At 60.6% G+C, this 12,908-nt stretch carries 11 protein-coding genes; 3 read left to right on the top strand and 8 right to left on the bottom strand.

Annotation, left to right across the window (positions count from 1 at the left end):
• Positions 1-6: 6 nt before the first annotated feature.
• The 6 genes from AC3RCJ_RS11180 to pstS form a co-directional block, all read right to left on the bottom strand.
• Positions 7-696 carry a response regulator gene (locus AC3RCJ_RS11180; protein WP_034755074.1) on the bottom strand — a complete coding sequence of 230 codons (690 nt, stop codon included), beginning with the start codon at positions 694-696 and terminating at the stop codon, positions 7-9.
• 5 nt (positions 697-701) lie between these two features.
• A complete protein-coding gene (gene phoU, locus AC3RCJ_RS11175; RefSeq protein WP_086138284.1) occupies positions 702-1,412 on the bottom strand; it encodes a phosphate signaling complex protein PhoU in 711 nt (236 codons plus the stop codon).
• Positions 1,413-1,460: 48 nt separating this feature from the next.
• Positions 1,461-2,243, bottom strand: a complete 783-nt coding sequence (gene pstB, locus AC3RCJ_RS11170) for a phosphate ABC transporter ATP-binding protein PstB (protein ID WP_492964009.1) — start codon at positions 2,241-2,243, stop codon at positions 1,461-1,463.
• Positions 2,244-2,281: 38 nt separating this feature from the next.
• Entirely contained in the window at positions 2,282-3,169 is an 888-nt protein-coding gene (gene pstA, locus AC3RCJ_RS11165; RefSeq protein ID WP_492964008.1) for a phosphate ABC transporter permease PstA, read from the bottom strand.
• On the bottom strand, positions 3,166-4,137 hold the full coding sequence (gene pstC, locus AC3RCJ_RS11160; protein ID WP_492964007.1) for a phosphate ABC transporter permease subunit PstC: 972 nt from the start codon (positions 4,135-4,137) through the stop codon (positions 3,166-3,168). Before pstC ends, pstA begins: the two co-directional genes overlap by 4 nt.
• Positions 4,138-4,359: 222 nt before the next feature.
• Positions 4,360-5,409 carry a phosphate ABC transporter substrate-binding protein PstS gene (pstS, locus tag AC3RCJ_RS11155; RefSeq protein ID WP_035817350.1) on the bottom strand — a complete coding sequence of 350 codons (1,050 nt, stop codon included), beginning with the start codon at positions 5,407-5,409 and terminating at the stop codon, positions 4,360-4,362.
• Between the two features lie 271 nt (positions 5,410-5,680).
• On the opposite strand from pstS, the gene ppk1 reads away from it, so the two are divergent.
• The 3 genes from ppk1 (at position 5,681) to AC3RCJ_RS11140 (ending at position 8,669) form a co-directional block, all read left to right on the top strand.
• Positions 5,681-7,774 (top strand): polyphosphate kinase 1, encoded by a 2,094-nt coding sequence (gene ppk1 / locus AC3RCJ_RS11150; RefSeq protein ID WP_492964006.1) that lies wholly within the window; start codon positions 5,681-5,683, stop codon positions 7,772-7,774.
• A gap of 34 nt (positions 7,775-7,808) precedes the next feature.
• Positions 7,809-8,267: a phosphohistidine phosphatase SixA gene (gene sixA / locus AC3RCJ_RS11145; RefSeq protein WP_492964005.1), complete on the top strand. Its 459-nt coding sequence runs from the start codon at positions 7,809-7,811 to the stop codon at positions 8,265-8,267.
• Positions 8,268-8,540: 273 nt separating this feature from the next.
• Entirely contained in the window at positions 8,541-8,669 is a 129-nt protein-coding gene (locus tag AC3RCJ_RS11140; protein WP_257224845.1) for a hypothetical protein, read from the top strand.
• Positions 8,670-8,750: 81 nt separating this feature from the next.
• Here AC3RCJ_RS11140 and AC3RCJ_RS11135 read toward each other — a convergent pair whose 3' ends face one another.
• Entirely contained in the window at positions 8,751-9,812 is a 1,062-nt protein-coding gene (locus AC3RCJ_RS11135; RefSeq protein ID WP_492964004.1) for a polyamine ABC transporter substrate-binding protein, read from the bottom strand.
• Positions 9,813-10,186: 374 nt separating this feature from the next.
• The gene (clpB, locus tag AC3RCJ_RS11130; protein WP_492964003.1) at positions 10,187-12,793 is read right to left on the bottom strand and encodes an ATP-dependent chaperone ClpB; all 2,607 of its coding nucleotides are present in this window, start codon (positions 12,791-12,793) and stop codon (positions 10,187-10,189) included.
• Between the last annotated feature and the right edge of the window lie 115 nt (positions 12,794-12,908).

Raw genomic sequence — 12,908 nt, 5'->3', positions numbered from 1 at the left:
CTAGCTTTACTTTTCAGACAACATGTAGCCGACGCTGCGCACCGTCTTGATCAGGCTTTCCGCCTCTTTCAAGGCTTTGCGCAAGCGCAATACGTGGACATCGACCGTGCGTTCCTCGATCACCACATGGTCGCCCCACACCTTGTCGAGCAGCTGGCTGCGCGAAAACACGCGCTCCGGGTGCGCCAGCAGGAATTTCAGCAGCTTGTATTCGGCATGGCCGATATCGATCTTCTGTTCATCCATCATGACGGTGCAGCTGACGGGGTCCAGGGCCACGTTGCCGGCGCGCATGGGCGCCTGCGCGTGTTCCGGACTCTTGCGTCGCAACAAGGCCTTGGCGCGCGCCAGCAGCTCGCGCGGCGAGAACGGCTTGGTGACGTAATCGTCGGCGCCGCTGTTCAGGCCGGCCAGCTTGTCTTCTTCCATGCTCTTGGCGGTGAGCATGATGACGGGGATGGCGGCGAAATTGCGGTCGGCGCGGATGCGCGACAGCAGGCGCAAACCCGTCTGGTCCGGCAGCATCCAGTCCAGCAGGATCAGGTGCGGCGTGCGGTGCTGGATGAATTCCCAGGCATCGGCAACGTTTTGTACGGAACAGCAATTCCAGCCGGATTCGCGCAGCGAATAGGTCACCAGTTCAACGATGGCCGGCTCATCTTCAACAATCAATACCGTGGTTTTATCAGATGCCATAAAGCTTACTCAGGGAGCTCCTCGGAAATGGCGGGAGCCGCCACCTTGGTGTGGCGGATGTCCTTGCCTTCAACCACGTAAATCACGTATTCGGCGATGTTTTTCGCATGGTCGCCGATCCGTTCGATGGCCTTGGCCACCCACAGGGTATCGAGCGCGGCCGAAATCGTGCGCGGGTCTTCCATCATAAAGGTAATCAAGTTGCGCATGATAGACCGAAACTCATGGTCGATGATGGCATCTTGTGCAATTAATTGTAAGGCCTGCTTGCCATCGTTGCGGGCGAAGGCGTCCAGCGCATCGTGCAGCATGTCGGTGGCCGTGTTGGCGATGCCGCGCACCATCTCGTAATGGTTGACGACGGCGTTGCCGCGCTTGTGCAGGTTCTTCGCCACGCGGGCGATTTTGGTCGCCTCGTCGCCCACGCGCTCGAGGTCGGTAATCACCTTGATGGTGGCCATGATGGTGCGCAAGTCATTGGCGGCCGGCTGGCGGCGCACGATCAAATGGCTGCAGGCATCGTCCAGCGACACTTCCAGCTGGTTGACGACGTCGTCTTCGCGCATCACGCGGTCGGCGCGCTCGGCGTTACCGATGCGAAAGCACGTCATCGCGTCCAGGAACTGGGTTTCAACGATGCCGCCCATCAACAGCACTTTCGAGCGGATCGCCTCGAGTTCGTTGTCGTATTGCTTGGATGAATGTTCGCCTATCATGCTGTCTCTCCGTATTCAGTAGTCTTGTATATCGTTATGCCGGGCGGATCAGCCGAAGCGGCCCGTGATGTAATCCTGCGTTTCCTTGCGGGCCGGATTCATGAAAATCTGGTCCGTTTCGCCGAATTCCACCAGTTCGCCCAGATACATATACGCCGTGTAGTCGGAGCAGCGCGCCGCCTGCTGCATATTGTGCGTCACGATGGCGATCGTGTAATCCTGTTTCAGTTCGCTGATCAGCTCTTCCACCTTCGAGGTCGAGATCGGATCCAGCGCCGAGGTCGGCTCGTCGAGCAGCAGCACGTCCGGCTTCACGGCCACACCGCGCGCGATGCACAAACGCTGCTGCTGGCCGCCCGACAGCGACAGGCCGCTCTTGCTCAGCTTATCCTTGACTTCGCCCCACAGCGCCGCCTTCTTCAGCGCCCATTCCACGCGCTCGTCCATCTCGCCTTTCGACAGGTCTTCATACAGGCGCACGCCAAACGCGATATTGTCGTAGACGGACATGGGGAATGGCGTCGGCTTCTGGAACACCATGCCGACCTTGGCGCGCAGCATGTTGACGTCCTGGTCCGCGTCGAGCACGTTGCGGCCGCGGTACATGATGGCGCCTTCCGCGCGCTGGCCCGGATACAGGTCGTACATGCGGTTCAGGGTGCGCAACAAGGTTGATTTACCGCAACCGGACGGGCCGATGAAGGCGGTGACCTTCTTCTCGTGGATGTCGAGGTTGACATTATGCAAGCTCTGCGTTTTGCCGTAAAAAAAGTTCAGGCCAGAAATCTCGATGGTTTTTTTCTTTGGTGCCAGGTCTTGGGCAGGATTCATTTGCGTATTCATAGGGGTTCGCTTCGCTCGGTATCTGTTTAATTAGGGACTTTTTGGCTGAACACGGTGCGCGACAGGATATTCAAGGCCAGCACGCTGAAGGTGATCAGCAGTGCACCGCCCCAGGCCAGCGAGCGCCAGTTGTCGTACGGGCTCATGGCGAACGAGGCGATGACGGATGGCAAGTTGGCCAGCGGCGCGTTCATGTTAAAGCTCTGGAACTGGTTATTCAGGGCCGTGAACAGCAGCGGTGCCGTTTCGCCGGCGATGCGGGCCAGGGCCAGCAATACGCCCGTGATGACGCCGGCCTTGACGGCGCGCAAGCGCACCAGGGTCGCCACTTTCCAGCGCGGCGCGCCGAGGGCGAATGCGGCTTCCAGCAGGCTGTTCGGCACCAGGCGCAGCATATTGTCCGTCGTGCGCACCACCACCGGCACGGCGATCAGCGACAGCGCGATGGCGCCGGCGTAACCGGAAAAATGCTTGACGTGGGCCACGTACAGCGCATACACGAACAGGCCGATGACGATCGACGGCGCCGACAGCATGATATCCGTCACGAAGCGCGTCACTTGCGCCAGCCTGTTTTCCTCGCCGTACTCGGCCAGGTAGATGCCGGCAAAGATGCCGATCGGCGTGCTGACCAGGGTCGCCAGGCCCACCATCATGGCGCTGCCGACGATGGCATTGATCAGGCCGCCGCCTTCGCTGCCCGGGGCCGGCGTCGTTTGCGTGAACAGGTCGATGGACAGGGCGCCGAAGCCCTTGATCACCAGCGTGAACAAAATCCACACGAGCACGGCCAGGCCCAGGGCCATGGCGGCCACCGACAGGGCGATGCCGACGCGGTGCATCAGCAGGCGCTTGCGGTAGACCGGGTTCATGGCCGGCTTGGCCGGGACGTTCAGGGTGCTAACTTCGCTCATTTCGTGCCTTCCTTGCGGGACATGCCAGCCAGCATCAGCTTGGCGGCGGATAAGACGATAAAGGTGATGACAAACAGGATCAGCGCCAGCGAGAACAGCGACGATACGTGCAGCGCCGATTGCGCTTCGCCGAATTCGTTGGCCAGCAAGGAGGTGATGCTGTTACCGGCGGCAAACAGCGACCAGGACAGTTTATTCGCGTTGCCGATGACGAAGGTCACGGCCATGGTCTCGCCCAGCGCGCGGCCCAGGCCCAGCATGACGCCGCCGACGACGCCGGTCTTGGTGTAAGGCAAGACGATCTTGCGCACCACTTCCCAGCGAGTGCAGCCCAGGCCGTATGCGGATTCCTTCAGCACGGCGGGGACGATCTCGAACACATCGCGCATCACCGAGGCGATGAAGGGGATGATCATGATGGCCAGTACCAGGCCGGCCGTCAGCAGGCCGATGCCCATCATGGGACCGCTGAACAGGGGGCCGATGAAGGGCACGTTGCCCAGCGTGGCTTTCAGCACAGGCTGGACGTGGTCGGCAAACAGGGGCGCAAACACGAACAGGCCCCAGATGCCGTAGATGATCGATGGCACGCCGGCCAGCAGCTCGACGGCCGTGCCCAGGGGGCGGCGCAGCCAGGCCGGGCAGATTTCCGTGAGGAACAGCGCGATGCCGAAGCTGACGGGAAAGGCGATCAGCAGCGCGATGATCGACGTCACCAGGGTGCCGATGATGGGGATCAGGGCGCCGTACTGGTCATTGACGGGGTCCCACTCGGCCGAGACGATGAAATGCAGGCCGAAGGTACGGAAGGCCGGGATCGACTCCATGATCAGCGAGATGATGATGCCGACCAGCACCACCAGCACCGACATGGCGAACAGCATCGTCACCTTGTGGAACAGGAAATCCTGGATGCGCTGCTTGCGCATGGTGGAGAGCATAGCCGCGTGACTGATGGAATCGGTCATGGTGCCGCCTGGCATGGGGATCGTGGAAGAAGTAGATTGTGCGCTCATATTGTGCCAGATGTGGGTGGTACTGCCGATCTTGCTGTTTTTAACTCTTGTTTTATTGTTGCTTTTTTAGCCAGGGCCGTCTGCAAGGGCTTGCGGGCGGTCCTGGCTAACTCCCTGCCCCGCCGTGCTGCTGGCGGGGACAAGGATGGGTACTTACATGCTCAAGTTATCGAATTAATAGATCGCCTTGCCCGATGCGTCTTTCAGGTTGGCTTTCCACGATTCCTGCACCAGCTTCACGACCGATGCCGGCATCGGCACGTAGTCCAGCTCAACGGCAGCAGCACCGCCGTTCTTGTAGGCCCAGTCGAAGAATTTCAGGACTTCCTTGGCCTTGGCTGCGTCAGCCTGGACTTTGTGCATCAGGATGAACGACACGCCGGTGATAGGCCAGCTGTTCTTGCCAGCCTGGTCGGTCAGGACCACGCCGAAGCCAGGGGTTTGCGTCCAAGGTGCCGAAGCGGCTGCGGCCTTGAAGTTTTCGTCGTCAGGCTGCAGGAAGTTGCCGTCCTTGTTTTGCAGCTGGGTGTGCGACATCTTGTTTTTCTTGGCGTAAGCCCACTCGACGTAGCCGATCGAACCCTTGATACGCTGTACGTTGGCGGCGACGCCTTCGTTACCCTTGCCGCCCACGCCCACGGCCCATTTCACAGCCGAGCCGGCGCCGATTTTCGATTTGAATTCCGGGTTGGTTTTCGACAGGAAGTCGGTGAACAGGAAAGACGTGCCCGAACCGTCGGCGCGGTGCACCACGGTGATTTCCGTGTCCGGCAGCTTGACGCCGCTGTTCAGTGCGGCGATTTCCGGCGCGCTCCATTTGGTGATCTTGCCCAGGTAGATGTCGCCGACGACTTTACCCGTCATTTTCAGCTGGCCCGGGGTTACGCCGTCCAGGTTGACGATGGTGACCACGCCGCCCATGATGGCCGGGAACTGCATCAGGCCCGCTTCTTCCAGTTCTTCCGCCTTCAATGGCATGTCCGAAGCGCCGAACTCGACAGTTTTAGCCTTGATTTGCTTGATGCCGGCGCCGGAGCCGACGGACTGGTAGTTCAGGCCGTTGCCCGTGTTGGCTTTGTAGGTTTCAGCCCATTTCGCGTAGATCGGGTACGGGAAGGTTGCACCAGCACCTGTCATATCTGCCGCCATGACGGAAGCGGAAGAAAATGCCATCGCTGCCGAAGCACCCACGACGATAAATTTGAACATTTGCTTCATTTGCATATCAAGTCCTCAGGGTTGTTAGGGCTCAAAGTCCCGGTTGAATGCTGCGCAGTCTAGCAAGCGAATATGACAGCTCCATGACATGCCGGCGATTTCTTGAAATATTTGCCTACGCCCGGGAAACCGGCATTTGCGACATGAAAAATGACATCTGCAACAGTGTTATATGACAGCTTATGTCACGCTTACGTCATATTTCATGATTACACTCATAGCGCGTCATACAAGGCAAAATACGGCTAGAATTAACTATCTGCAAAGACAAAAGAATATGAAACCTGAACTGCACACGGAAGTGACCAAATCGGGCATCCTGCTTGACCGCGAGCTGTCGCAACTGACTTTCAACCGGCGCGTGATGGCGCAAGCGGAAGACCCAGGCATTCCCCTGCTCGAGCGCCTGCGTTACCTGTGCATCGTCAGCAGCAATATGGACGAGTTCTTCGAGGTGCGCGTGGCCAGCCTGCTGGCCGCCGGCAGCATCGGCGGCTCGCTGGCCGGACACCCGGCCCTGATGGCCAACCTGGAGCGCATCGGCAAGGAATGCCACGCCCTGGTCGAGCGCCAGTACGAGATATTAAATAGCGAAGTGCTGCCGGCCCTGCGCGCGGCCGGCGTGCACCTGCTGCGCGACAGCGACCGCAACGATGCACAGCGCGCGTGGGTCAAGCAATACTTTGACCGCGAAGTGCGCCCCCTGCTCACGCCCATCGGCCTGGACCCGGCCCATCCGTTCCCGCAAGTGGTTAACAAGAGCCTCAATTTCATCGTCTCGCTGAGCGGCAAGGATGCGTTCGGGCGCGGCACGGCGATCGCCATCGTCAAGGCGCCCCGTGTCTTGCCGCGCGTCATCAAGCTGCCGGACGACATTTCCGGCGATGGCGTGTCCTTCTGCCTCTTATCTTCCGTCATCCATGCGCACATTTCGGATCTGTTCGCCGGGCGCGAAGTGATTGCCTATTCGCAGTTCCGCGTCACGCGCGACAGCGACCTGTGGGTCGATGAGGATGAAGTCAAGAATCTGCGCCAGGCGTTAAAAGGCGAGCTCGTCGGGCGCCAGTTCGGCACCTCGGTGCGCCTGGAAGTGGCACGCAATTGCCCGCCCGAATTGTCACAATTCCTGCTCGACCAGTTTAATCTGGATCAAAGCCGCCTCTACCGCGTCAATGGCCCCGTCAACCTGGTGCGGCTGTCGGAAATGATCGACCACGTCAAGCAGCCCGAGCTGCGCTTCCCGCCCTTCTTCCCGGGCCTGGCGCACAAGGCCATCGGCAACGACATCTTTGCCGCCCTGAACAAGCACGATATCCTGCTGCACCATCCCTACCAGTCGTTCCAGACGGTGATCGACTTCATCCGCAGCGCCGCCTACGACCCGTCCGTCGTCGCCATCAAGCAGACCATCTACCGTACGGGCATGAACTCGGACCTGATGGAGTCGCTGATCACGGCCGCGAAGATGGGCAAGGAAGTGACCGTCATCGTGGAATTGATGGCGCGTTTCGACGAGGAAGCCAACATCAACTGGGCCGACAAGCTGGAACAGGCGGGCGCGCAAGTGGTCTACGGCGTCGTGGGACTGAAGACCCACGCCAAGGTGGCGCTCGTCATCCGCCGCGAAGAAGGCGCGCTGCGCTTCTACGCCCACTTGGGCACCGGCAACTACCACCCCACGACCACCAAGCTGTACACGGACTTCGGCTTGCTGACGGCGAACCAGGACCTGGCCGTGGAAGTGAACGAAGTGTTCATTCATCTCACCAGCCTGACCAAGCCGCACAACCTGAACCACCTGTGGCTGGCGCCGTTCGGCCTGCAAAGCGAGATCATCAAGGCCATCCGCAACGAGGCGAAGATCGCCCGCGCGGGCCGGCGCGGGCGCATCATCGTGAAAGTCAACGCGCTGGTCGACGAATCGGTGATCCGCGCCCTGTATGCGGCCTCGACCGATGGCGTGAAGATCGACCTGATCGTGCGCGGCGCCTGCACGCTCAAGCCGGGCGTGCCCGGCCTGTCGGAAAACATCAAGGTGCGCTCGGTGATCGGGCGTTTCCTTGAGCACAGCCGCATCTATTACTTCCGCAACGACCTGGCGCACGACGTTTACCTGGCCAGTGCCGACTGGATGAGCCGCAACCTGTTCCGCCGCGTGGAAGTGGCCTTCCCGATACTTGACCGGGCGCTGAAGCGGCGCGTCATCGCCGAGGGCCTGAACCCGTATTTGAAGGATAATACGAATGCATGGGAACTGGAGCCGACGGGCCAGTATGCGCGCCGCAAGCCGCGCGGCAAGCAGGCGCCGTTCAGTGCCCAGCAGTATTTGATGCAGTCACTGGGGACGCCGGGCGCGGAGGTCGGCGAATAGACAGAGAGCGACTTTCTACACAGAGGAGTACAGCATGGATCTCATCTTGTGGCGACACGCAGAAGCCGAGCCGGGCGTGCCCGACCTCGAACGCGCGCTGACAGTCAAGGGACAGAAACAGGCGCGCCGCATGGGCGAATGGCTGGCATCGCAATTGCCGGAAAATTGCCGCATCCTCGTCAGCCCCGCCCTGCGCACCCTGCAGACGGCCGAGGCCCTGGGCCGCAAGTTCAAGCTGATGCCGGAACTGGCGCCCGGCGCCGAGGCGGAAGACATCCTGAAGGCGGCCAACTGGCCCAGTGGCAAGGAAACCGTGCTCATCGTCGGCCACCAGCCCACCCTGGGCCAGGCGGCCGCCCTGCTGCTGACGGGCGAAGAGCAGGAATGGGAAATGCGCAAGGCCAGCGCGTGGTGGTTCTCGCAGCGCGAGCCGAGCGACCCCGTCAGCGTCTATTTGAAAGCCGTGATGGCGCATGACCTGGTGGTGAAGTAAGGGCGGTGAAATAAGGGTGGTGAAGTCGCCATGGGGGCAGACCCGCCGGAAGAATGCGTCACCATGGGACGCATTCCGATCACGCAGTGACTGACCCCACATGGACATGCACGAATAATGCGCTGGGACAAATACTGGCAGGAATTACAACTCGGCAGCCTTGTAAAGCGCTGCCGATCTGCTAGAGTTTAATTGCATCAACTACGTGCTGGGGCGCTGCTCCGGCACATTGAGCAACCCAGCGGACGGCCGTCCAACGGCGGCTGAAAGACCATGTTAATCACCTTCCTCGTTTTTCTCTTCATCGCCATCTTCGCCGCCATCATCGGCTTTGTCGCCTTTGAACTGATCGAAGAAATGCGCGGCAGCCACCATAAGCTGATGGACCGCTATCACGAGTAGCGCTCACCTCGGCACTATCGCATGGCGCCAGCGACGGCATATCCCCGTCCCTCGCGCCATCCTTGTTTTTACGCTCCCGTATTACACTCCCGTCTTGAACTTCGTATAGATGCGCGTCATCAAGCGGCGGATATCGGCCGTGGTCGCTTCCGGCGCGGCCATGCGCTGCTTGTCGGCGTCCGACAGGAAGATGGCCTTGTTCTCGCCGATATCCTTGCGCACGAACTTGATGCTGGCCGGGTTCGGGTTCGCGTAGAACACCTTGTTGCTCAGGCTGGCATGCACTTGCGGACGCAAGATGTAGTTGATGAACAGGTGCGCATTGTTCGGATGGGGCGCGTCGGCCGGAATGGCCATGGTGTCGAACATCAGGGCGGCCGTCTTCGGCACCAGCACCTGGATCACATTGCCGTTCTTCGCATCGATGGCGCGCTGGCGCGCGATATTGATGTCGCCCGACCAGCCCAGCGCGACGCAGACGGAACCGTTGGCCATGTCGTTGATGTAGCCGGACGAGCTGAACAGGGTCACATAGGGACGGATCGCCTGCAGCACCTTGCCCGCTTCCTGGTAGTCGCCGGCCGTTTTCGAGTACGCAGGCTTGCCCAGGTATTGCAGGGCGGCCGGCAGCACTTCGGACGGCGAGTCGAGGAAGGACACGCCGCACGATTTCAGCTTGGCCGCGTATTTCGGGTCGAAGATCAAATCCCAGGCGTTGTCGGGCATGGCCATGCCGCCCAGCGCCGCCTTGACCTTGTTGACGTTGATGCCGACCGTCGTGTAGCCCCACAGCCAGTCGACCAGGTAATCATTGTTCGGATCGATCTTCGACAGCTTCGCCTGCAGGCTCGGGTCGAGGTTGCCCAGGTTGGTCAGCTTGCTCTTGTCGAGCTTGCGCAACAGGCCGGCGTCGATCTGCAGGCGCGCCCACTGGGCCGTCGGCACGACGATATCGTAGCCGGACTTGCCCGCCACCAGTTTCGCATTGAGGATTTCGTTGTTGTCGAAAACGTCGTAGCGCACCTTGATGCCCGTTTCCTTCTCGAAATTCTTGATCGTATCGTCGCCGATATAGTCCGACCAGTTGTAGATGTTCAAGACCTTCTCTTCCTGGGCCTGAGCTTGGGCAGACCATGCCAGCATAGCCGCCGCCAAGGTCAGTCCCAGTCCAATGCGCCGTCCTGCTTGCCATGTGTGTGCCATCGTACCGCCTCCGAAAATTAGTCAGAAAATAGTGACGATGATAGCAAGAAGGGCGCGATCAGGTCTACCCTGATCGCGCCCTGCCTGAGGACGTCTAACGAAACCTGCTAAGCGTCGCGCTTTGCGGCCGGCGATGCTCACCGTACTAGAGTATGGTTGCGCTTCTCGGCCACAAATCACTGCCGCTCGCTACGGTTTTGTTAGACGTCGCAAATCTTGCTCACTGCAAATGCCGTGAAACTGGGGTCAGACCCGACGGGGGAAGCTGCCTCAATGGAATAGCTTCCAATCCCGCAGGGACTGACCTGCCAGCATTACACCTTGTCCAGCCCCACCTGCGCCCCCGTAAACACCAGGCTGCCGTTCTGGGCGTCGATGCGGATCTCGTCTTTCGGGCCGAAGCGGCCTTCGAGGATCAGCTTCGACAGCGGATTTTCGATCTGCTGCTGGATCGCCCGCTTCAATGGACGGGCGCCATACACCGGGTCGTAGCCCGCTTCGGCGATTTGCTGCAGCGCGGCGTCCGTCAGGCTCAGCTGCATGTCCATGCGCGCCAGGCGTTCTTCGAGAATCTTCAGCTGGATCTTCGCGATCGCGCCGATGTTTTTCTCGTCGAGGCCGTGGAACACGACGATTTCGTCGATGCGGTTGACGAACTCGGGACGGAAGTGCGCGCGTACCTCGGCCATCACGGCCAGCTTCACGACACCGGGATCATCGCTTTCCATGGCCTGGATCTTGTGCGAACCCAGGTTCGAGGTCATGATGATGACGGTATTCTTGAAGTCCACCGTGCGGCCCTGGCCGTCCGTCATGCGTCCGTCGTCGAGCACCTGCAGCAGCACGTTGAAGACGTCGGCATGCGCCTTTTCCACTTCGTCGAGCAAAATCACGCTGTACGGCTTGCGGCGCACGGCTTCCGTCAGGTAGCCGCCCTCGTCGTAGCCGACATAGCCGGGCGGCGCGCCGATCAGACGGGCCACGGAATGCTTCTCCATGAACTCGCTCATGTCGATGCGGATCATCGATTCTTCCGTATCGAACAGGAAGGTCGCCAGCGCCTTGCTCAGCTCGGTCTTGCCGACACCCGTCGGTCCCAGGAACATGAAGGAACCATAAGGACGGTTCGGGTCGGAGAGGCCGGCGCGCGAGCGGCGGATGGCGTCCGCCACGGCCGTGATCGCCTCATCCTGGCCCACGACGCGCTCATGCAGCTTCTCTTCGATATGCAGCAGCTTGTCGCGCTCGCCCTGCATCATGCGCGACACGGGGATGCCCGTCGCGCGCGACACCACTTCGGCGATTTCCTCGGCGCCCACTTCCGTGCGCAGCAGCTTCGGCTGGTCAGGGTCGAATTTCGGGATGCCGCTGTCAGCCTGCTTGAGCTGGGCTTCCAGCTGCGGCAGCTTGCCGTATTGCAATTCCGACACTTTCTGCCAGTTGCTCTCGCGCGTGGCCTGCTCCATCTGCAGCTTGACGTTCTCGATCTCTTCCTTGATGTGCGTGCTGCCTTGTACCACGGCTTTTTCCGCCTTCAGGATTTCTTCGAAGTCATTGTATTCGCGCTGCAGCTTGAGGATCTCTTCCTCGATCAGGCCCAGGCGGCGCAACGACGCTTCGTCCTTTTCCTTCTTGACGGCTTCGCGCTCGATCTTCAGCTGGATCAAGCGACGTTCCAGCTTGTCCATCACTTCCGGCTTCGAGTCGATCTCGATCTTGATCTTCGCCGCCGCTTCATCGATCAGGTCGATCGCCTTGTCGGGCAGGAAACGGTCCGTGATGTAGCGGTGCGACAATTCCGCCGCGGCAATGATGGCCGCGTCCGTGATCTCCACCTTGTGGTGCAGCGCGTATTTATCCTGCAAGCCGCGCAGGATGGCGATCGTCGCCTCCACGGTCGGCTCGTCGACGAGCACTTTCTGGAAGCGGCGTTCCAGCGCCGCATCCTTCTCGATGTACTTGCGGTACTCGTCGAGGGTCGTTGCGCCCACGCAATGCAGCTCGCCGCGCGCCAGTGCCGGTTTGAGCATATTGCCGGCATCCATGGCGCCGTCGGCCTTGCCCGCGCCCACCATGGTGTGCATCTCGTCGATGAAGACGATGGTTTGCCCTTCATCCATGGCCAGTTCCTTGAGCACGGACTTCAGGCGCTCTTCGAACTCGCCGCGGAACTTGGCACCGGCAACCAGGGCGGCCATGTCCAGCGCCAGCACGCGCTTGCCCTTCAGCGATTCGGGCACTTCGCCGTTGACGATGCGCTGCGCCAGGCCTTCGACGATGGCCGTCTTGCCCACGCCCGGTTCGCCGATCAGCACGGGATTGTTCTTGCTGCGGCGCTGCAGGATCTGGATGGTGCGGCGGATTTCATCATCGCGGCCGATGACAGGGTCGAGCTTGCCCTTGCGCGCCCGCTCCGTCAGGTCCAAGGTGTATTTTTTCAGGGCTTCGCGCTGGCCTTCGGCCTCTTGCGAATCGACTTTATTGCCGCCGCGCACGGCGTCGATGGCCGCTTCCAGGGCCTTGCGGGTCAGGCCGTTTTCGCGCGCCAGCTTGCCGCAGTCGGACTTGTCGTCCGTCATGGCCAGCAAGACCATTTCGCTGGACACGAACTGGTCGCCCGCCTTTTGCGATTCCTTGTCGGCCAGGTTCAGCAAGGCCACGAATTCGCGGCTCACCTGCACGTCGCCGCCCGTGCCCGAGACCTTCGGCAAGCGTTCGATCGACGCGCCCAGGGCCTTGGACAGGCCGCCCACGTTGACGCCGGCCCGCTGCAACAGCGAACGGGCGCCGCCGTCGTCCTGGTTCAACAGGGCCGTCAGCAGGTGGACTGGTTCGATATAGGGGTTGTCGTTGCCCACGGCCAGACTTTGGGCGTCGGCCAGGGCTTCCTGTAACTTGGTAGTGAGTTTGTCTTGTCGCATGAAAAGCGCTCCCGGTTAATTAGTTGTTAACCAAATTGGGGTTAGGCAGTACTTTTCAAGCATACACAAAGCAGAAAACTGATGCATTTTGGCAAATGCTACGGTGCGGGGCGCG

This window comes from Janthinobacterium sp. GW822-FHT07H11 (genome assembly GCF_058798615.1).
Note: the sequence above shows the minus strand (reverse complement) of the source record. Positions and strands in the feature narration are given on the sequence as shown.